At 62.6% G+C, this 20,734-nt stretch carries 18 protein-coding genes; 7 read left to right on the top strand and 11 right to left on the bottom strand.

The features are described from left to right. Positions 1 to 623 precede the first annotated feature (623 nt). The 4 genes from HW554_RS12045 (at position 624) to HW554_RS12030 (ending at position 7,040) form a co-directional block, all read left to right on the top strand. A complete protein-coding gene (locus HW554_RS12045) occupies positions 624 to 1,733 on the top strand; it encodes a DUF4856 domain-containing protein (protein WP_176908839.1) in 1,110 nt (369 codons plus the stop codon). 95 nt (positions 1,734 to 1,828) lie between these two features. Further along, the gene (locus HW554_RS12040; protein ID WP_176908838.1) at positions 1,829 to 2,947 is read left to right on the top strand and encodes an imelysin family protein; all 1,119 of its coding nucleotides are present in this window, start codon (positions 1,829 to 1,831) and stop codon (positions 2,945 to 2,947) included. Between the two features lie 189 nt (positions 2,948 to 3,136). Then, entirely contained in the window at positions 3,137 to 4,516 is a 1,380-nt protein-coding gene (locus tag HW554_RS12035; protein ID WP_176908837.1) for an HTTM domain-containing protein, read from the top strand. 100 nt (positions 4,517 to 4,616) lie between these two features. Beyond that, complete coding sequence (locus HW554_RS12030; RefSeq protein ID WP_176908836.1) at positions 4,617 to 7,040, top strand: TonB-dependent receptor; 2,424 nt, start codon at positions 4,617 to 4,619, stop codon at positions 7,038 to 7,040. 44 nt (positions 7,041 to 7,084) lie between these two features. Here HW554_RS12030 and hemF read toward each other — a convergent pair whose 3' ends face one another. The 10 genes from hemF to HW554_RS11980 all read right to left on the bottom strand — a co-directional run bounded on the left by hemF (position 7,085) and on the right by HW554_RS11980 (position 18,604). Continuing rightward, entirely contained in the window at positions 7,085 to 8,011 is a 927-nt protein-coding gene (gene hemF / locus HW554_RS12025; RefSeq protein WP_176908835.1) for an oxygen-dependent coproporphyrinogen oxidase, read from the bottom strand. Positions 8,012 to 8,139: 128 nt separating this feature from the next. Next, on the bottom strand, positions 8,140 to 9,066 hold the full coding sequence (locus HW554_RS12020) for a universal stress protein (RefSeq protein ID WP_176908834.1): 927 nt from the start codon (positions 9,064 to 9,066) through the stop codon (positions 8,140 to 8,142). A 79-nt stretch (positions 9,067 to 9,145) separates the two neighbouring features. Beyond that, positions 9,146 to 9,871, bottom strand: coding sequence for a sulfite exporter TauE/SafE family protein (locus HW554_RS12015; protein ID WP_176908833.1), 726 nt, complete (start codon positions 9,869 to 9,871; stop codon positions 9,146 to 9,148). 112 nt (positions 9,872 to 9,983) lie between these two features. Further along, a complete protein-coding gene (locus tag HW554_RS12010) occupies positions 9,984 to 10,451 on the bottom strand; it encodes a FixH family protein (RefSeq protein ID WP_176908832.1) in 468 nt (155 codons plus the stop codon). A 273-nt stretch (positions 10,452 to 10,724) separates the two neighbouring features. Then, a complete protein-coding gene (gene ccoG, locus HW554_RS12005; protein ID WP_176908831.1) occupies positions 10,725 to 12,143 on the bottom strand; it encodes a cytochrome c oxidase accessory protein CcoG in 1,419 nt (472 codons plus the stop codon). A 131-nt stretch (positions 12,144 to 12,274) separates the two neighbouring features. Next, a complete protein-coding gene (locus HW554_RS12000; protein WP_176908830.1) occupies positions 12,275 to 13,189 on the bottom strand; it encodes a cbb3-type cytochrome c oxidase N-terminal domain-containing protein in 915 nt (304 codons plus the stop codon). Then, entirely contained in the window at positions 13,183 to 13,404 is a 222-nt protein-coding gene (locus HW554_RS11995; protein WP_176908829.1) for a hypothetical protein, read from the bottom strand. The genes HW554_RS12000 and HW554_RS11995 overlap by 7 nt, the downstream gene beginning before the upstream one ends. A gap of 131 nt (positions 13,405 to 13,535) precedes the next feature. Continuing rightward, a complete protein-coding gene (gene ccoN / locus HW554_RS11990; protein ID WP_246285206.1) occupies positions 13,536 to 15,755 on the bottom strand; it encodes a cytochrome-c oxidase, cbb3-type subunit I in 2,220 nt (739 codons plus the stop codon). A gap of 125 nt (positions 15,756 to 15,880) precedes the next feature. Next, on the bottom strand, positions 15,881 to 16,036 hold the full coding sequence (gene ccoS / locus HW554_RS11985) for a cbb3-type cytochrome oxidase assembly protein CcoS (RefSeq protein ID WP_176908828.1): 156 nt from the start codon (positions 16,034 to 16,036) through the stop codon (positions 15,881 to 15,883). 81 nt (positions 16,037 to 16,117) lie between these two features. Beyond that, complete coding sequence (locus HW554_RS11980; protein WP_176908827.1) at positions 16,118 to 18,604, bottom strand: heavy metal translocating P-type ATPase; 2,487 nt, start codon at positions 18,602 to 18,604, stop codon at positions 16,118 to 16,120. Positions 18,605 to 18,944: 340 nt separating this feature from the next. Between HW554_RS11980 and HW554_RS11975 the strand changes: the two genes are divergently transcribed. From HW554_RS11975 to HW554_RS11965, 3 genes are all read left to right on the top strand, one after another. Then, positions 18,945 to 19,421: a hypothetical protein gene (locus HW554_RS11975; RefSeq protein ID WP_176908826.1), complete on the top strand. Its 477-nt coding sequence runs from the start codon at positions 18,945 to 18,947 to the stop codon at positions 19,419 to 19,421. Positions 19,422 to 19,559: 138 nt separating this feature from the next. Next, positions 19,560 to 19,955 (top strand): group III truncated hemoglobin, encoded by a 396-nt coding sequence (locus HW554_RS11970; protein WP_176908825.1) that lies wholly within the window; start codon positions 19,560 to 19,562, stop codon positions 19,953 to 19,955. 15 nt (positions 19,956 to 19,970) lie between these two features. Beyond that, positions 19,971 to 20,276 (top strand): cupin domain-containing protein, encoded by a 306-nt coding sequence (locus tag HW554_RS11965; RefSeq protein ID WP_176908824.1) that lies wholly within the window; start codon positions 19,971 to 19,973, stop codon positions 20,274 to 20,276. Between the two features lie 67 nt (positions 20,277 to 20,343). Here HW554_RS11965 and HW554_RS11960 read toward each other — a convergent pair whose 3' ends face one another. Next, positions 20,344 to 20,655, bottom strand: a complete 312-nt coding sequence (locus HW554_RS11960; protein ID WP_176908823.1) for a thioredoxin — start codon at positions 20,653 to 20,655, stop codon at positions 20,344 to 20,346. Positions 20,656 to 20,734 lie beyond the last annotated feature (79 nt).

Genomic DNA, 20,734 nt, shown 5'->3' with positions numbered 1-20,734 from the left:
GCTTTTCTATTGAAGCTGTTTAGAAAGTCAAAAGAACGTCATGCTGAGCGCAGTCGAAGCATCTCTACCGCTTCGTTAAACGACCACAACGAAGCGGTGGAGATGCTTCGACTTCGCTCAGCATGACGTCCTAACTGATTGCTGGCACTTCCTAAACAGCTTCATTATATGAGTAGCACTTACGAAACAGTGATGCGAGAGTATGTAGCACGAAGCTCCGGCTTCGCGCATCGTTGAACGATAAGCAATGCGCGGCCATCAGCAACGACGCGCGAAGCCGGAATTTCGCGCTACATACTCTTTGCGCAAGTCTGGACGATGCCGAAGCTGAAAGTGCATAGCGCAAGGGCCGAGGGATGCTGCTCCAGACAGACTTGCCTACCTGCGTACGAACCAGTTTGTCTGCTTGCAATACTACTGCCAGCCGGGTTACTGGGCATTACAAAAGCTTGATACTGCACCCTGGAAGGCATATCAGAGCTTGACACGAGCAGGATAAACGGCCCAGAACTACCTTATTCTTATTTAAAATAATTAAAGATAGGCTTGTGGGAGTGACTAATGGCCCTTACTTTTGTTCCATAATCGAAACGATTCTAAACAACTACTCACTACTGCTACTCATGCGCTTTTCTGCCCGCCTGCTCACGTTTGCTTCTCTGGCCCTGGCCTCTGCTACTTTCACCGCCTGCTCCGACGATAAAAATGAAGTGACGCCGGATGCGCCGAAGTATGAGGTGCCCGTCACTTACAACTTTGCCAACGTGAACTACAGCGGCCAGCAGGCCCGCCTGGCCATGCTCGGCGAGCTGGACACCTACATCAAAACCGCTAATACCGGTGCGGTGCTCGATGCCCAGAAGCTGCAGAACATGTACGCCAACACCAACAGCCCCTTCGCGGCGGCCGAGCTGAACACGGCCGGCAAGCAACTGCGCGACAAGACGCTGAGCACCGTGCAGGCCGAATACGACGGCTACCTGAAGGATGTGGCCACGGCCAGCCTCAGCGCCAAGCTGCCCGCCATCAACGGCACCGCCGGCATCCTCACCTCCACCGATGGCACCAAGAAATACCTCGTGAATGCCAAGGGCGTGGAGTTGGGCCAATTGATTCAGAAGGGCCTGATGGGTGCCGTGTTCTACTACCAGACCGTTGACACCTACCTGACGGACGACAAAATTGGCAGCGCCGTAGACAACAAAACGGTGAAGCCCGGCGAAGGCACCACCATGGAGCACCACTGGGATGAAGCCTTCGGCTACTTCGGTGCCCCGGTTGATTTCCCAACCAACGTGACGGGCCTCAAATACTGGGCGAACTACAGCAACCAAGTTGACCCCGCATTGAAATTGAACAAAGCCCTGATGGATGCTTTCCTGAAAGGCCGGGCCGCTATTTCGAACAACGACATGGCCGGCAAAAACGAAGCGGCCGCCACGTTGCGCACCAACTGGGAGACGCTGGTTGCTTCTTCTGCCATACATGAGCTGAACGCCGCCAAGGGCGTAGTGGCCGACCAGGCCCTCAAGAGCCACTACCTGTCGGAGGCCCGGGGCTTCGTAATGGGGCTGCGCTACAAGAAGGACCGCAAAATCAGCGACGCTACCTACGCTCAGGTGATGACCAAACTCGGCGACAACTTCTACGCCACTACCGGCGCCGACATCAACGACGCCCTCAACCTACTCAGCTCTGCCTACGGCCTCGATGCCATTAAAGGCAGCATATAAGTTGAACCCGGCACCCGCCGGACCTGTTACCTGCAGCTGGCAGCCCTTTTCCGTTAGCCGGGCCGGGGCTGCCCCCTGCTTTTCCCTCTTCTTCGATGCTACTACCTGACCTGAAAACGCTACGCCTGACGGCCGCTACCTTAAGCTTGGCCCTGCTGGCTTCCTGCAGTTCCGACAGCAAATCGGAAAACGCCGCCCCCGCCGACTCGTTCGACCGGGCCGCCATGCTCGCCAACTACTCCAACCAGCTGATTGTGCCCGGTCTGCGCGAGTTGAGTACCGAGGCTGGCCAGCTGAACGCGGCCGTTTCGGCCTTTGCGGCCAGCCCGTCGGAGGCCACTCTGCAAACGGCCCGGGCTGAGTTGCGCGAAGCTGGACTTGCCTGGCAGGCCATGAGCTCCTACGAGTTCGGCCCGGCCGAAGAGCAGATGCTGCGTTCCAACCTCAACATCTACCCTACCTCGACCTCCCAGATCGAAGCCAACATCGGGGCTGGCTCCTACGATTTGAGTACGACGGCCAACCTGCCAGCCAAGGGTTTTCCGGCGCTCGATTACTTGCTCCACGAAGGCGCGACGCCCGCAGCGGTAGTGGCGAAATTCACGGCTTCGTCGGCCCGCGGGGCCTATGCCAAGGCCGTAACAGCCGAAATCAAGCAGCGCACCGAAACAGCTTACAACAAGTGGCTGGCCGGCGGCTATGCCGCAACCTTCCAGCAGTCTACCGGCACGGCCGTGGGCAGCGCGGTAGCCAACCTGGTCAACCAGCTCAACGCTGACATTGATATAACCAAGCGCTTCAAGGTAGGCGTTCCGTCGGGGCGCTTCACAGCGGGCACGGCCCAGCCAACCAGGGCCGAGGCGCCCTATGGCAACCTCTCGCTGGAGCTGCTCAAGCGTAACGTGCAGGCCCAAAAGGCGCTGTTTCTGGGCCAGGCTGGTACCGCCAACGGCCCCGGCCTCGACGATTACCTCACTCACGTGAAGGCCCAGTACAACGACAAGCCGCTGGCCAACGCCATCAGTCAGCAGTTTGATGCCGTGCTGGCGGCCATTGATGCCGTGCCCGGCCCGCTTACCCAGGCCGTAGCCACCCAGCCGGCCAGCGTCAACAAGGTCTACGACGAATTCCAGAAGCTCATCATTCTCACCAAAACCGACATGCCCTCGGCCCTCGGCGTATCCATCACCTACACCGACAACGACGGCGACTAATTTTTGAGCCTAATTGAGGCGACTAATGACGCGTCATGCTGAGCGAAGCAGCGTGTAGTCGAAGCATCTCTACCGCAGTGGTAAACCCAATAGCAGGAATAGCACTGCGGTAGAGATGCTTCGACTACGCGCTGCTTCGCTCAGCATGACACGTTTGTATTTAAGCCCCTTCCATTCTCACTCAACCCAATGCCCACCCTTACCTCCCCCACTTCCTGGTTGATGCGACCGGTTTCTGCGGCGCCGCTGGTGGTGTTTCGGGTGCTGTTTGGGGGCATGATGCTGGCCAGCATTGTGCGGTTTGCGGCCAAGGGCTGGATTACGGACCTGTACGTCGCACCTAAGGTGTTCTTTCCGTATTACGGGTTCGAGTGGGTGCAGCCGGCCGGCGCATTAGGCATGCATGTGGTGTTCGGGCTGATGGCGCTGGCGGCGCTGGGCATTATGCTGGGCGCGTGGTACCGTTGGTCGGCGGTGGTGTTTTTTCTGGCGTTTACCTACGTCGAGCTCCTGGACAAGAGCAACTACCTCAACCACTACTACTTCGTGTCGGTAGTGGCTTTTTTGTTGATTTGGGTGCCGGCCAACGCGCAGTTTTCGCTTGATACACGCTGGCAGCCGGAGCGGTGGCGGGCCACGGTACCGCAGTGGGCCGGGCTGCTGCTGCGCACCCAGATGGGGATGGTGTACTTTTTTGCCGGCGTGGCCAAGCTGAACCCCGACTGGCTTTTTGAGGCCATGCCGCTACGCCTGTGGCTGCCCGCCCACACCGATCTGCCGCTCATCGGCGGGCTGTTCGATCAGCTCTGGGTGGCCTACGCGTTCAGCTGGTTCGGGGCGTTCTACGACCTCACGATTCCGTTTTTTCTGAGCGCCCGGCTCACCCGTTACTGGGCCTACGTCACGGTGGTGGTGTTTCACGTGCTCACGGCGGTGCTCTTCCAGATTGGCATGTTCCCCTACATCATGATGGTGAGCACGCTGCTGTTTTTCCCGGCTTCCTTCCACGAGAAGCTACTGGGCTGGGGCCGCCGCCTGCTGGGCAGAGACGCTGCACTGTCGATTTCGGCTCCTGCAGCAACCTTTGCTACGCCAGCCGCGCCGCGGGGGCTGGTGGTGGCGCTGGGGCTGTGGCTGCTGGTGCATGTACTGCTGCCGTGGCGGTTCGTGCTGTACCCGGGCGACTTGTTCTGGAGCGAGCAGGGCTACCGTTTTTCGTGGCGGGTGATGCTGATGGAAAAAAGCGGCACTGCGTTTTTCTACGTACGCGACCCGCGCACGGGCCACGAAACCGAAATCCGCAACCGCGACTACCTCACCGTAACGCAGGAAAAGCAGGTAGCCACCCAGCCCGATATGCTGCTGCAGTTTGCCCACATCCTGCGCGACGACTACCGTCGCCGCGGCGTGCCCAACCCGCAGGTGCGGGCCGAAGCGTACGTAACGCTCAACGGCCGTAGCTCCCGCCTGCTCATCAACCCAAAACTTGATTTAGCCCAACAGCAGGAGGGCTTTGGGGCCAAGGCCTGGATTCTTCCGCTGGAGCAAGTCGAGCCGGCGGGTAAATGATTCCGGCGGCCGTAGGGGCAGGGCCAAGCCCCACCTCTACCGTAGTATCTCGCTCAGTATAAGCGTACTTTTGCACCCCGATTCACCTCACCCCCGCCCAATGCCCCGCTTGCTGCTTCTGCTCCTGCTGCTTTTCACCCTGCCTACCCTCGGCCAGAACCTGACGCTGAGCGGCCGGGTGACGGACGCACGCACGGGCCGGCCGGTGGCGCAGGCAGAAGTGCTACTGACCAACTCGGGCCAGCTTACGCGCACCGATGCGCAGGGGCGCTACCAGTTTGGCGAGCTGCCGGCCGGCACGTACGCCCTCACGGCCTTTGCCGAGCAGTTCACCTCCCTCACCAAGCCCGTAGAGCTAACGGCCAATGCCACGCTGGACTTTGCCCTCGCGCCTTCGGATGTGAAGCTGAGTGAAGTGAACGTGGAGGGCCAGCGCGAACAGGGGTTCGGCATCCGGCGGCTAAATTCGGTGGAGGGCACGGCTATTTATGAGGCTAAGAAAACGGAGGTAATCGAGCTGGAGAACGTAACGGCCAACCTGGCCACCAACAACGCCCGGCAGGTGTTTGCCAAAGTGGCCGGCCTCAACATCTGGGAAAGCGACGGGGCGGGTATTCAGCTGGGCATTGGCGGGCGCGGGCTGAGCCCCAACCGCACGGCCAACTTCAACACCCGCCAGAACGGCTACGACATTTCGGCCGACGCGCTGGGCTACCCCGAGAGCTACTACACGCCCCCCACCGAGGCCCTGGACCGGATTGAGGTGGTGCGCGGGGCGGCTTCGCTGCAGTACGGCACCCAGTTTGGCGGGATGCTCAACTTCGTACTGCGCCAAGGGCCGACTGATAAAAAGGTGCAGTTCACGACCCGGCAGACGGGCGGCTCGTTCGGGTTTTTCAACTCGTTCAACAGCGTGGGCGGCCAGCTCGGGCGCACCAACTATTACGCCTACTACCAGTACAAGCGCGGCGACGGGTGGCGGCCCAACTCGGGCTTTGATGTGCATACGGCCTACGCCAGCGTGCAGCACGCGGCCACCGAGCGGCTCAAAATCGGGCTGGATTACACCCGCATGTACTACTTGGCCCAGCAGCCCGGCGGCCTCACCGATGCCCAGTTTGACCAGGATGCCCGCCAGAGCAGCCGCACCCGCAACTGGTTTCGGGTGAACTGGAACCTGCTGGCCACCACCGCCGACTACCGCTTCTCCGACGCCACCCGCCTCAACTGGCGCACCTTCGGGCTGCTCGCCGACCGCACTGCCCTGGGCAACCTGAGCCGCATTGATAGGCCCGACGACCTGAGTTCGGCCCGCCTGCTGTTGCGCGACCAGTTCCGCAACGTGGGCTCCGAGCTGCGCCTGCTGCACCGCTACGCCCTGGCCGGCTCCTTCTCGACGCTGCTGGTGGGCGGGCGCTACTACCACGGCTTCACCGACCAGCGCCAGGGCCCCGGCTCGCGCGCCGCCGATGCCGATTTCACGTTTTATCCGGCCGAGCAGAATGCCTCCATCATTCAGGCCGCCTACAAGTACCCCAGCCGCAACGCGGCCGTATTCGTCGAGAACATCTTCAACCTCACACCCCGCCTCAGCCTCACGCCCGGCCTGCGCTACGAGTGGATTCGGACTCGCGCCCAGGGCACATTTGCCCGCGAGGAGTACGACCAGGCCGGTAATTTCCTTTCGGAAGAAAAGTTTGCCGAGCGGCGCCAGACCACCCGCGGCCTGCTTTTGGGCGGCCTTGGGGCCAGTTTCAAGCCCACCGAGCAGGTGGAGGTGTACGCTAACTTCTCGCAGAACTACCGGGCCATCAACTTCAACGATATGCGCATCGTCAACCCCGGCATTCGCGTCGATCAGAACCTACGCGACGAGCGGGGCTACAGCGCCGACCTGGGGTTGCGCGGCGGCCGGCCGGGCGTGTTCACCTACGATGCCAGCCTGTTTTACCTGGCCTACAACAACCGTATCGGCCTGCGACCCGGAAGGGACACGGTGCTCTTCCAGAACTACCTGCTGCGCACCAACATCGGCCCCTCGCGTAACCTGGGCCTCGAAACGTTCGTGGAAGCTGACATTCTGCGCCTGTTGCAAGGCGAAAACGCCCGCACCGGCCTGAGCGTGTTTTCCAACCTCACGCTGGTTGATGCCCGCTACAACATCGATAACGCCGTGTTCCGCGACAAAAAGGTGGAGCTGGCGCCTTCGCTCATCGCCAAAGCGGGCCTCACGCTGCGCCGCGGCCCGCTCAAGCTGGCCTACCAGTACGCCTACACCAGCCGCCAGTTCACCGATGCCACCAACAGCCTGCGCGAACCCTCGGCCGTATTCGGCGAAATTCCGGCCTACTGGATCATGGACCTGTCGGGCAGCTACGAGTACAAGTTCCTCAAGCTCGAAGCCGGCCTCAACAACCTCACCGACAACCGCTACTTCACCCGCCGCGCCACCGCCTACCCCGGCCCCGGCATCATCCCCGCCGACGCGAGAAGCTTCTACGTGACGCTGCAGGCCCAGTTTTAAGGGTTAAGAGGACGATGTAGGGGCGGGGCTTAGCTGCGCTGTCCCTACGCCCACTCCACATCCTTACGAAGCCAGGCCTGCGTGGCGGCTTCGGGCGAGTTGGGGGCTATCTGGAAATCGTAGTGCCACTCGCACTGGGGTGGCAGGCTCATGAGGATGCTTTCGGTGCGGCCGCCGGTTTCGAGGCCGAATTTGGTACCCCGGTCAATGGCCAGGTTGAACTCGGCGTAGCGGCCGCGGCGCACCAGCTGCCACTGTTTCTGGGTTTCGGTGTGGGGCTGGTCGCGGTTGCGGCGGATCAGCTCGGCGTAAGTGCGGCCATATACTTCGCCCACGTCCTGCACGAAGGCGAACAGTTCCTCGAACGACCCGTCGCGGCCCACCGTGAGGCGGTCGAAGAAGATGCCGCCCACGCCGCGGGTTTCCTGGCGGTGGGGCAGGTAGAAGTACTCATCGGCCCACTGCTTAAAGCGCGGGTAGTAGCTGGCGTCGTGCCGGTCGCAGCTGATTTTGATTTGCTCGTGGAACCAGCGCGCCTGGGTTTCATCCACGTAAATGGGGGTCAAATCGAGCCCACCGCCGAACCAGGCTTCGCCGTTGCCGGCCTCGAAGTAGCGCACGTTCATGTGCGAGATGGGCACCAACGGGCTGCGCGGGTGCTGCACCACGCTTACGCCGGTGGCAAAGTAGGCGGGGTCGGGCATGAGCAGCTGCCGGGCCGCCGCCTCACTCATGCGGCCCGATACGGCCGAGAAGTTCACGCCGCCCTTTTCCAGCACGTCGCCGTTGCTGATAACGCGGGTCAGCCCGCCCCCACCGCCCTCGTGCTCCCAGGCATCCTGCCGGAAAGTGGCGCCGCCATCGGCCGTTTCCAGCTGCCGGCAAAGCCAGTTCTGGAATTCGCGCATCCAGCTTTCCACAGCAGTACGGGCCGGAATAAGGTTTTGGGCAGAAGTGGTGACGGTTGACATAGCAAGGTGGTTTCGAGTGATAAAAAGCCGGATTGCAGGGACGCAACCCATCGCGTCGCGTCGTTGAACGCTGCCATTGAACCAACCATAACAGCGTCAGCAACGACGCGACGCGATGGGTCGCGTCTCTACAGCCCGGCGGCCAGCTCGGCATTCGAGGCCAGGGTGCGGGGTGTTTGGGCGAGGCGCTCGGTGCACTTGTCGCAGCAGGTGACGGCGGTGGCCGGTGCGGTGGCCGGCAGCACCAGCACCGGAATGCAGGTGTGGTAGGCGCGGGTGGCCGTATAGCAGGCATCGAAATAGCGCAACAGCTCGGCCTGGCTGGTGGGGGCGATGAGCAGCAGCTGGGCCTGGGTGCGGGCGCAGAAGTCGCCGGTGCCTTCCAATGGGGCATCGTCTTCGAGCAGGTGGCGACCAATTACGGGCCAGGTGAGCTGGGCGGCGGCGCGGCCCAGCGCCAGCTTCAGCGCCCGGCGCCGGTTCCGCTCGTAAGGGGCGTAGAACTGCACCAGTTCCAGCGGGGCCGGAAATGCCTCGGCCAATGCTGAGGCCCGGGGCAGCACGGCCAGCGGCAGCGCGCTGAAATCAGCAGCGAAAACCAGGCGGTTGGGCAGGGTGCGGCGGCCCGGCGGCACCAACAGCACCGGGCAATCTACCAGCTCGCGGATGGCGGCGGCGTGGTTGCCGGGCGCTTCTTCGCGGCCACAATCCACGTGTTCGAGGCCCATCACCAGCATATCGGCCCCGCAAAGCGCAGCTTCGGCGCGCACGTGGTCGTGCAGGCAGCCGCTGTGCAGGCGGTAACGGTAGCGGATGCGGCGGCCGTCCTGGCGGGTGAGCTGCTGGTAGCGCAGGCGTTCCACCAGACTGCGCAAGCGCTGCTCTTCGGCGGCCAGCACGGCGGCCGTGGCAGCTTCGGTCAGCGGCTCGGCGGGCGTGGGGTGGCAGTAGAGCAGCACGATTTCGGCCGGCCAGCGCACGGCCAGCTTGTTGGCGTAAGCGAGGGTGTGCTCGGTGGCGGCGGTGTGGTCGAGGGAAACAAGCAAGGTTTTCATGGGCAGGCAGGAAAGAGTATTCAGAAGAGAGGAATGCGGGGAATTGGAAAAAGAGGGGCCACCAACGACCAGAATTGCCTCAGTGGCAGATTGTGACGGTAGTAGCCGGCCGCTCGGAGGCGGCCGTGGCGGTGGCAGCGGGCAGTTGCGGACTCAGGTACGGAATGCCCAAGCCCAGCCCGCGCACGATGAACAGCGCGGCCAAACCCAACGCCAGCACCGGCACGGCTCGTCGCAGCCGCCCGCGCCACACCAGCGGCACGAGCTGCCCGGTGAGCGAGAGGGCCAGCATCAGCGGCAGCGTGCCCAGCCCAAACAGGGCCATGTAGGTCGCCCCGCCCGCCACACCGGGCGCGCTCAGGGCCCCGGCCAGCGCCAGGTACACTAAGCCGCAGGGCAGCAGGCCGTTTAACAGGCCGGTGGTGTACAATGCGCCAAGCGAGGGCCGCTGGTAGAAATAAGCCAGCCGGTTTTTCACCTTAGCCAGCACCGGTGCCAGGCCCAGCGCCCCGGCGGCGCGGCCCAGGTACCGCTCGGGCGTTACCACCAGCACCAGAATCAGCAGGCCCGAGAGCAGCGACAGGCTTTGCTGCCAGCCGGCCAGCCGCAGGCCCTGCCCCAGCCCGCCGGCTATTGCTCCGAGCATGGCGTAAGTAGTCACCCGGCCCAGATTGTAGAGCACCCGCCCCAGCACGTAGCGCCCGCGCGACTGCCCCGCGCCGGGCAACGCCAGCGCAATGGCTCCGCACATACCCACGCAATGGAAACTGCCAATCAACCCAAATAAGAAACCGGCCCAGAGCATGCGGTGAGGTGGTTATGTAATGAAGTGATGAGAAAGGAGGTAAAAGGAACTGTCATACTGAGCATGTGGCTACGCCTTCGCTCAGCATGACAGTACTTTCGACCAAATAGCCTTACTGTTCAATCGAAAGCACTTCTTCCAGGAAATAAGGCTGGTTGTTAACGGTAAATTCGATGCGGAGGCGCCAGAGGCCGGGCGCCAGGCGGGTGGTATTGAGCTGCTGGATGGCCGGCTCGCCGGTGGGCTGGAAGGGCAGCGTGAAATCGAGCTCCTGGTTGGAGGGGCGAAAGAAGTGCAGCGTACCCTGCACGGCCTGGCCGCGCAGAGCGGTGGGCAGTTCCAGCGTAAGGCGACGGGTGGTGGCGTCCAGCTTTACCTGTACCGGCGCGGGCAGAGCGTTGGCGCGGGCTACGGCGGCCATGCGCTGGCCGTGGCGCAGCTCCTGCTGGTAATAGTCGGCACTCACCAGATCCACGCTCGTGCGCATGGCCTGCTGCACCATGTAGCCGATGTAACCGGCAAACAGCACGAACGTGGCAATGATGTAGTAGGGCCAGTAGGAAGTTTTGGGCTGCGCCATGAGGCTGGGGGAAGTGGGATTGGAAGTCAATGGGATAGGTATATATGGGAAGTGAAGGATATAATAGACGACAGAAAAACTGTCATGCTGAGCATGTGGCGCATAGAGCCAGGGTCGGAGCGAAGCCGAAACATCTCTACCGCTTCGTTAGAATAGGGAGCGAACGATGGGGTTAGCAATGCGGTAGAGATGCTTCGACTTCGCCTCCGGCTGCGCTCAGCATGACAGTTCCTTTTGCCGCTTCCATCTTATCACCCCATCACTTTTCCCCTATCACCGCATCACCGGGCCCAGGAACTTGGTGCTGGTTTCGGCGATGAGCTCGTTGCCGCTGTAGATGCCGATGCGCAGGGGCTGGTTGGTTTCGTGCAGGGCTGTGCGGGGCAGCTCGACGAAGAACACGCTTTCGGTGAGGCCCTGGGCGGGCAGGCGCAGGCCGGTTTCGGGGGCGCCGACTACCGTGAGCGTGCCGCCGGCTGGCTCCAGCACCCGGAGGGAAATTGGGTAGGGCTGGTTGGTTTTGTTGATGACGGAGATGTTGTAGAGGTTGCGGATGGCGCCCTGCTCGGTTTTTTGGTAGCGCTGGCCCGGCGTGCGCAGCACCGTGGCCGCCACGTTGGAGCGCGACGTCAGCAGCAGGGCCAGCGCAATAACCAGCACGCCCAGCGCGCCCGAGAGGGCCTTCATACGGCCGGTGAGGCGGAACTTAGTGCCGCGGGCAATATCGTTTTCCGAGGCGTGGCGGATGAGGTTGGGCGGCAGGTTCACCAGCTCCATGATGTTGTTGCAGGCGTCGATGCAGGCGGTGCAGTTGGTGCATTCGAGCTGCTGGGCGCCGTTGCGGATGTCGATGCCGGTGGGGCACACCTGTACGCACTGGTGGCAGTCGATGCAGTCGCCGGCGGTGCGGTCCTGGTTTTTGCGCAGCTTCTCGCGGGGCTCACCGCGCTGATAGTCGTAGGCCACTACAAGGCTGTCCTTGTCGAGCAATACACCCTGCAGGCGGCCATAGGGGCAGGCAATGGTGCAAACCTGCTCGCGGAAACGGGCAAACACCGCGTAGAACACGCCGGTGAACAGCACCATCGACGACAGGCCGCCCAGATGAGCCGTCAGCGGGTCGGTTACAATCTTGATGAGTGCATCGGTGCCGATGATATAGGCCAGAAAGGTGTTGGCAATCAGAAACGAAATCAGCAGAAACAGGGTGTGCTTCGCCGTTTTGCGCCAGAGCTTGTCCCAGTCCAGCTCGCGCCGGTCGAGGGCTTTCTGCTGGGGCGAATCCCCCTCAATCCAGTACTCGATGCGCCGAAACACCATCTCCATAAAGATGGTTTGGGGGCAAACCCAGCCGCAGAACACCCTGCCGTACACGATGGTGAACAGGTAGATAAACAGGGTAAAGGCGAGGGCCGCAATCAACAGGATGAAGAAATCCTGGGGCCAGAAGATTTGACCGAAGATGATGAACTTCCGCTCGGGCAGATTGAGCATGAGCACCGGCAGGCCCTTAATGCGCAGCCAGGGGCCGGCAAACAGCAGCGCCAGCAGCCCGTAGCTAACCCACTTGCGGGCCTCATACAGGCGGCCGCTGGGCTTTTTGGGGTACAGCCACACGCGCTTGCCCTCGGCATCCACCGTCGAAATGGTGTCGCGAAACGAGTCGTTGGGCTGAAAAGGAGCGGTGGACATGGCTTTTGAGCTGTTAGCTGAGAGCTATTAGCTGTTAGCTTTTTCGGGCTGGCAGCTGAACGGGACCGACTGCAATCGGTGCAGACGTAAAGGGACTGGAAGGCAGTTTCACTCAGAAAAAGAGCTGGCAGCTAATGGCTAACAGCTGTTATAACCGGCGCTTCCTTTTCGCCTTGGGGCTCTTTGGCGTTGGGCGGGTTGGTGCCGCGCAACGACTCGATGTAGGAGGAAACCTGGAGCATCTGCTTGCCCGAGAGCTTGCCTTTCCAGGCCACCATGCCCTTGCTCGTGACGCCGAACTTGATGGTTTTATACACCTGATTGATGTCGCCGCCGTGCAGCCAGTAGTCGTCGGTGAGGTTGGGGCCTACTTTACCCTCGCCCTCGGTGCCGTGGCAGGCCGCGCAGTTGGTCGCGAAAAGCGTCGTGCCAGCTTCCAAATCGGGGCCCGCGGTGAGGGCCGTGTAGGTGGTCAGCTTGTTGGGGTCGTCATCGTCGGCCGATACGAGCAGAGCCGCCTGCTGCATCTCGGTTTCATACTCGGCCGCCTGCAGGTCGCCGGTGTAGGTGACGTGGTAGAACACCATGTAGGCCACGGCAAACACGATAGTGAAGTAGAAGCCGTATTTCCACCACGGCGGCAGGTCGTTGTCGAACTCGGTAATGCCGTCGTAATCGTGGTTCATTAGCTCGTCCTTGTCGCGGCCAACTACCAGCACAGGGTCGCCTACCAGCAGGCCCAGCACCTTGCCGCTCCAGGTTGCATGCACCGTGGGCAGCTCGTAGAGCCGACGCAGCTGGGGCTTCATTTTGATGACCAGCAGCACGAAAAGCAGGCCGAATATCAGTAGCACCAACCCCAGCGTAGCCAGCAGAAACCAGAACATAACCGTCTGAACACCCATGGCGGGGGCGGCGGCCGTAGCGGCAGCAGCTTCGGGCGCGACAGTCTGGGCAACGGCTGCTAGGGCCGGGGCGAGTAGCCCGGCGGCCAGCAGCAGGACGCGACGGAACCGACGGGCGGCGGCGAGCGGGCGGGCTAGCATAGTTTGGGGTCGAAAAGAGGGGCGGAATCAGCATCCTCGGAGGCGGCATCGGCTCCGTCGGCGCGCAGGGGCAGCTCGCTCATATCGTGCAGGTGCTGGCGGTTGGCCACAAACACGTACACCAGCAGGCCGAGGAAAAACAGGAAGAATATGCCAAACGAGATGAGCGGGTATATCTCGATGCCGGCAATCGAACGCAACACTTCTTTGTGCATAACGAAGGGGGCTTGAAATCTGGAGGACGGAGAAAAGACGGTGGCAAAAGGCAGGCGGCAGGCCGGGGCACTGGCATCCGGAGGGCGTTGGGCCCGGATGATTGAGAGCCCCGGCCGTGCGCCTGGCTGGCCTACTGGGCGGCGGTAGCGGCGGCAGTTTCGGCTTCCGGCTTCACCTTGATGTCGGTACCGAGGCGTTGCAAGTAGGCAATCAGGGCGATAATCTCCCGGTCCGATTTCACGTCGATGTCTTCCTTTTTCAGGTCGGCCGCAATCTGGTCGGCCTGGCGGCGGGCGTCGGCTTCGGCATCCTTGTCGTAGCCGGCGCGGTAAGGCGTGCCCAGTTGCTGCAGCACCCGGATTTTGGTGGCCAGCGTCGAGTAGTCAATCTGGTTATCGAATAGCCACGGGTAGGGCGGCATGATGGAGCCGGGCGACATGCTGGTGGGGTCGAGCATGTGGTTGTAGTGCCACGAGTGCGGGTACTTGCCGCCCACGCGGTGCAAATCGGGGCCGGTGCGCTTGCTGCCCCACAGGAAGGGCCGGTCGTACACGAACTCGCCCGCCTTGCTGTACTCGCCGTAACGCTCGGTTTCGGAGCGGAACGGGCGCACCATCTGGGTGTGGCAGTTCGAGCAGCCTTCTTTAATGTAGAGGTCGCGGCCCTGCAATTCGAGCGCCGAGTACGGCTGCACGGCCGCAATAGTGGGCACATTGCTCTTGATGAGGAAAGTCGGCACCATCTCCACGGCCCCGCCAATGGCAATGGCCACGGTGGCCCAAACGGCCAGCTGGAACGGGCGGCGCTCAATCCAGCGGTGCCAGTGGCCGTCGTTGATGTGCGGGTCTTCGGAAGCGGGCAGCAGCGGGGCGGCCGTGGCTTTTTCTTCGGCCAGTAGCGTACCCGCTTTGGCGGTTTTCCACAGGTTATACACCATCAGGAACACGCCGCTCAGGTACATGATGCCACCGATACCGCGCAGGTAGTACATGGGCACAATCTGGAGCACCGTTTCGAGGAAGTTCGGATACTGGAGCATCCCCTCAGCGTTGAACTGCTTCCACATCAGGCCCTGCGTGAAGCCGGCCCAGTACATCGGAATGGCATAGAACAGGATGCCCAGCGTGCCAATCAGGAAGTGGGCGTTAGCCAGCTTCTTCGAGTACAGCGGCGTGCGGTAGAGGCGCGGCCACAGCCAGTAGAGCATGGCAAACGTGAGGAAGCCGTTCCAGCCCAAAGCCCCCACGTGCACGTGGGCTACAATCCAGTCGGTAAAGTGGGCAATGGCGTTTACGTTCTTCAGGCTCAGCATCGGGCCCTCGAAAGTGGCCATGCCGTAGGCCGTAATGGCCACCACCAGAAACTTGAGCACTGGCTCCTCGCGCACTTTGTCCCAGGCCCCGCGCAGTGTCAGCAGCCCGTTGATCATGCCGCCCCAGCTGGGCGCAATCAGCATGATGGAGAAGGCCACGCCCAGGCTCTGGGCCCAGTCGGGCAGCGAGGTGTAGAGCAGGTGGTGGGGTCCGGCCCAGATGTAGATGAAAATCAGCGACCAGAAGTGAATGATACTCAGTCGGTACGAATACACCGGCCGGCCGGCGGCCTTGGGCAGGAAGTAGTACATCAGGCCCAGGTAGGGTGTGGTCAGGAAGAAGGCCACCGCGTTGTGGCCGTACCACCACTGCACCAGCGCATCCTGCACGCCGGCGTAGGCCGAGTAGCTCTTCATGAAGCTCACGGGCAGCGCCGCCGAGTTCACCAGGTGCAGCACCGCTACCGTCAGGAACGTGGCAATGTAGAACCAGATGCCCACGTACAGGTGCCGCTCGCGCCGCCTGGCAATCGTGCCGAACATGTTCCAGCCGAACACCACCCAAATAACGGTAATCAGGATGTCGATGGGCCACTCCAGTTCGGCGTACTCCTTGCTGGTGGTGAAGCCCATCGGCAGGGAAATGAGCGCGCTCAGAATAACCAGCTGCCAGCCCCAGAAGTGAATTTTACTCAGGGCCTTGGAGTACATGGGCGTTTTGCACAGGCGTTGCAGCGAGTAGTAAACGCCCATGAAAATACCGTTGCCCACGAAGGCAAAAATCACGGCGTTGGTGTGCAGCGGCCGGATGCGCCCAAACGTGGTGTAGGCGCTACCCAGGTTGGCATCGGGCAGGGCCAGCTGGAAGGCAGCCAGAATGCCGACCAGCATGCCGGCAACGCCCCAGAAAACGGTGGCCACGCCAAAGTCACGGACAATCCGGTTGTCGTAGAAGAAGGTGTCCACGGCCCGCACCTTGTCGGGCTGAACCAGGACGGAATCGGGCGCGGCCAGCGGTAGCGGAGTTGCGGCTTGCATGGGGGATGTGACTAATTGGAGTATGCCCCAAAGGTCCCCCGCGCCCTCCCCGCGTAGCATGACGCCGGTTAGCCGTCCGCTTGATTTGCGTCAGGAAAGGCTATTTATCTGCCATTACACCTTCCCTACTTCAACGGCGGCTCTTCCTCATCGAACAGCATCCGCACCGAGGGCGTGTAGGTATCGTCGTACTGGCCCGAGCGCACCGACCACAGAAAGGCCCCCAGAAAGAGCAGCGCCACCAACAGGCTGATGCCGATAAGCAGGAAGATTATGGTCATAGCAGAGGGTTTTTGAGCGTGATGGTCGCAGGAACGATGTAGGGGCGGGGCTTGTCCCCGCCCCTACATCGTTCCTGTAGCTTAAAGAGCCAGCTTCGACGCTGCCCGACGCACCAGCACGGTGGCCACGAGCATCACGCTCAGCGAGCTGATGGGCATAAGAATGGCGGAAACGATGGGCGTAAATAACCCCTGCACCGCCAGCGCCAGCCCAAAGGCATTATAGCAGAACGAAAGCCCGAAGGTGGCCAGCACCACCCGCAGGCAGGCCCGCGAAAAGCGCATGAACGTGGCCAAGCGGCCGAATTCGGCTGCATCGAGGATGGCGTCGCAGGCGGGCGAGAAGTTGGTGAGCGTGTCGGTGAGGGCCAGGCCAGCGTCGGCGGCGCGCAGGGCCCCGGCGTCGTTCAGGCCGTCGCCCACCATCACTACGGTGTGGCCTTGGGCGCGCTCGGCGGCAATGTAAGCCAGCTTATCGGCCGGCAACTGGCGGAAGTGCAGGGCGGCATCGGGGCCCAGCATTTCGCGCAGGCGAGCCTCCTCAGCGGGTGTATCGCCCGACAGCACCGCCAGACGGTAGTGGCTGCCCAGGCCGGCCAGCACCGCCGGCAGATCGGGGCGGTACACGTTGGGGAAGGTGTAGTAGCCCGCCGGCTCGCCCCCAAACGCCACGTACACCCGGGTTTCTGGCGCATCTAGGTAGTGCGAAGCTTCCGCTTCGCGGCCATCAGGAGCCGTTGTAGCCGCACCGTTCAACGAGTCACGAAGCTGGGGCTTCGCGCTGCTTCCTGTAAAACCGGCGGCTCCCAGGCGCACTGTTTCGCCCGTTTCGGCGGTGGCGGCCAGGCCCTGGCCAGGGGTTTCGTGGCAATGGCGCAGCGGCAGCGCCGGGCCGGCAGCCTCACGGGCCAGGCGTTGGCTTAGCGGGTGGGTTGATTGGGCGGCGGCCGTCGTGAGCAGGCGCAGTTCGGCGGCGGTGAGGGGGCGGCCGTGGTACTCAACGGCTGCCTGGTGGGGGTCGGTGAGCGTACCAGTTTTGTCGAACACCAGCGTGTCGGCGCGGGCCAGCGTCTCAATCACGGCCGAGTTTTTCAGGTAGAACTTGTGGCGGCCCAGCACCCGCACGGCCGTGCCCATAGCAAACGGGGTAGCCAGCGAGAGGGCGCAGGGGCAGGCAATAATCAGCACCGAAGTGAAGGCCCGCCACATCATGGCCTGGTCGCGCGGGCCCCAGTAGAGCAGCGTACCCAGCGCCAGCGCCAGTGTAATGCCCACGAAATAGCGGCCCACCCGGTTGGCATAGGTTTCCAGGCCCAGGTGGCGGCTTTCTTTGGCGAAGGCCGGATTGTTCCACAGTTGCGTCAGGTAGCCCTGGCTGACTTCGCGCACCACTTCCAGCTCCACGGCCTCGCCCAGCTGCCGGCCGCCGGCGTATACCAGCTCGCCCGAAGCCCGCGCCACCGGCGTACTCTCGCCCGATACAAAGGAGTAGTCGAGCTGCCCGTTGCCGCGCAGCACCACCGCGTCGGCCGGCACCACTTCCTGGTGGCGCACCCGAATCCGGTGGCCCACCCGCAGCTCCCGCACCGAAATGGATTTGTCGCCCTCGGGGGTGAGCTGGGTAACGGCCACAGGAAAATACGACGTAAAGTCGCGGTCGAAGCGCAGCGCGTCGTAGGTGCGCTGCTGCACCCAGCGGCCAATCAGCATGAAAAACACCAGGCCGGTAAATGAGTCGAAATAGCCCGGTCCCTGGCCCGACAGCGCCTCCCAGGTACTCACCCCAAACAGGGACACAAGGCCCAAGCTAATCGGAAAATCGAGGTTAATGTAGCGCTGGCGCAGCCCCTGCCAAGCCGAGCGGAAGAAGTCGCGGGCACTATACAGCAGCACCGGCAGCGCCAGCGCTAAACTCAGCAGCCCAAAAAAGCCTCCGAACCCGGCCTGCAAATCCTCTACGAACGAGAAGTAGTCGGGCAGCGCCAGCAGCATGACGTTGCCGAAGGCGAAGGCCGCCAGCCCGAGCTGGTAATACAGCGTGCGGCTGGCGCGGTGGGGCTGGGCACCCAGCTCGGCCAGCGTAATCTGGGGCTCGTAGCCCACCGAGGCCAGCAGGGCCACCACGTCTTTAAGCCCAGTGCTGGCCGTCAGGTAAGTAATGGTGATTTCCTTGCGCAGAAACTGCACCCGCGCCTCTGCTATGCCGGGGTTGAGCTTGGGCAGGTGCTCCAGCAGCCAGATGCAGGAGGTGCAGTGCATCTGAGGCACGCTCAGGGTGATGCGGGCGCGCTGCTCCGAACGGAAGCTCAGCAGCTGGGCCTGCACGGTTTCCGAGTCGAGGTAATCGAAGCGACCGGGCAGCTCCACTTCCTTGATTTTGAGGCCGGGCCGCTCATCGAGGTTGTAGTAGGTGCAGAGGTTGTTGGCCGCCAGCAGCTCGTACACCGTGCAGCAGCCGGCGCAGCAGAAGGGCAAGCCGGCCAGCTCCAACGGCTCGGACGGGCAGGCGTCGCCGCAGTGGGCGCAGGCAACGGCGGCGGCGGTGGCTTCTTCGAGAACAGTGGGCATAGGTTGAGCTGTTAGCGGATAGTTTTTAGCGGCTGGCTTTTTTCTATCGGCTGGGGCTGATAAGCACGCGGCGGCAGAACTGCGAAGTTGCCCGCCGGTGCTTTCTACAAAGCTCGCCCCGCCCCCGCCGCCCTCCGATGACCAACCTCATGCCGGGGTTTGATTTGCGTCAGGGCACCCGCACCGTTTGGCCGGCACCTTTGCTTAGTTGAACGGTGTAGGGGCGGGGCTTGCCCCCGCCCGCCGTGCGCACCGTTTCAACGGTACTCGTTCAACGATAATCGTTTTAACGGCGGGCGGGGGCAAGCCCCGCCCCTACACCGCTCATTCTCCAAAGTCCATGTTCTCTCGTCATTTCTGGTCGTTTCTGCTGGTGGCGGCGCTGTTATTTTGGGCGGGGCTGGTGGCGGGAATTTCCTTTCTGGAAGCGCCGCTGAAGTTTACCGCGCCGGGCATTACCGTTCCACTGGGGCTGGGCATCGGCCGCATCGTATTTCAGGCCCTCAACAAGGTGGAAATCGGCCTGGCAGTGCTGGCCATCGTGGCCGCGTTCCGGCTGAAGGTGCCACTGAACCTGGCGCTGCCGCTGAGTTTGCTGGCCGCCGTGCTGGCCGCCCAGACGCTGTGGCTGCTGCCGGCCGTCGACGTGCGGGCGCTGGCGTTGCTGGCCGGCAAAACGCCGCCCGCCAGCAGTCTGCACCATATGTATATCGGAGCCGAAGTATTTAAGCTGCTGTTGCTGCTGGGCACTGCCAACCGCGCTTTTATGTTGCTGAGTCGGCCGGCCCAGGCCTGGCGTCTCCGGCAGGCCGCTTGAGTTACGGCGCAGGCGTCGGCGCTACGCAGACACGCATCTTTGCGGCTCATTGCTGCTGGCATTGCCAAGGCCCATCGTTCAACGCCCGGACGCCCAGATGCGTCACTACATCCACTAAGGCCCAATACCTCCCCGCCCATGACGTCCGATACCCTGCCCGATATCCAGACCGAAGCCGACATCAAGGCGCTGGTCGATAGTTTCTATGACCGCGTGAATGCCGACCCGCTGCTGGGGCCCGTTTTCAACGACGTGGCCCACGTGAACTGGGCCGCCCACCTGCCGCGCATGTACGATTTCTGGAGCGGCCTGCTGCTGCATACCAACCGCTACCAGGGCCAGCCCTTCGCCAAGCATATCCCGCTACCCATCGGCAGCGGCCATTTCCAGCAGTGGCTGCACCTGTTCTGCCGCACCGTCGATGCGCTGTTTGCCGGCGCGGTGGCCCAGGAGGCCAAGCTGCGCGCCGGCAACATTGCCCACGTCTTCGAAACCCGCATGCGAACCGTGAACAATCCGCTTTCTATTCTCTAACCAACCCATTTCCTCATGGAAGTCACCTCCGGAAGCCTGCTGGCGGGCCCCCACCCCCACCCCCAGCCCGACACCACCACGCACGTACTACTGCGCCGCGAGGGCCATACCGTCATCCACAAGCAGTTTGGCCCCGGCCAGGGTATGGCGCCCCACCACGCCCCGCACGATGTTTTTGTGGTCGTGCTCAGCGGAGAACTCGACATCACCGTCCTCGACCAGACCCGCCATTGCGTCGCCGGCGACTATGTCATCTTCCCCGCCGGGGCCCTGCACAGCCTGCACTGCCCCGAGGCGGCTCAGGTGCTTATTTACCGGTAGCTATCAATAAGGCTGTCATTCAGAGCGAAGCGAAAAATGGCGGCCCTACCAACCACAGGCAGCCGAATTACCCTTGCCGCAGCCGGGCTTCGATGATTTCGGCCTGGGGCAGGCCGGACTGGCGCCACAGCTCCACGCCCTGGCGCACCAGCACGCAGGCCGGTAAGGTGGCCGGCTGCCCGCTGAAGCTGCGCACTACGGTTGGGTGGCTGGCTTCATCAACCCGCAGCACGCGCACCCCCGGGCCCAAGCGGGCCTGCAGGGCCCGTAGCGCCCCAATGCTCAGGGCCGGCGCCTGGCCCGCCACCGCCGGGGGCAGCAGCACCAGTAGCACGGTGGCCTCGGGCACCAGCGTAGAAGGAGAAGCAACAACTGCCATAAGGTGAAGCGGGTAGCGTAGGAGTTGTAAAAGTACCGGCCGGACCGGCTCCCACTCTATGAGGTTTGTTAGCCCGCCG

It is taken from the genome of Hymenobacter lapidiphilus (assembly GCF_013377885.1).
Classification (GTDB): Bacteria; Bacteroidota; Bacteroidia; order Cytophagales; family Hymenobacteraceae; genus Hymenobacter; species Hymenobacter lapidiphilus.
This window is presented reverse-complemented; position numbering and strand designations above follow the sequence as displayed.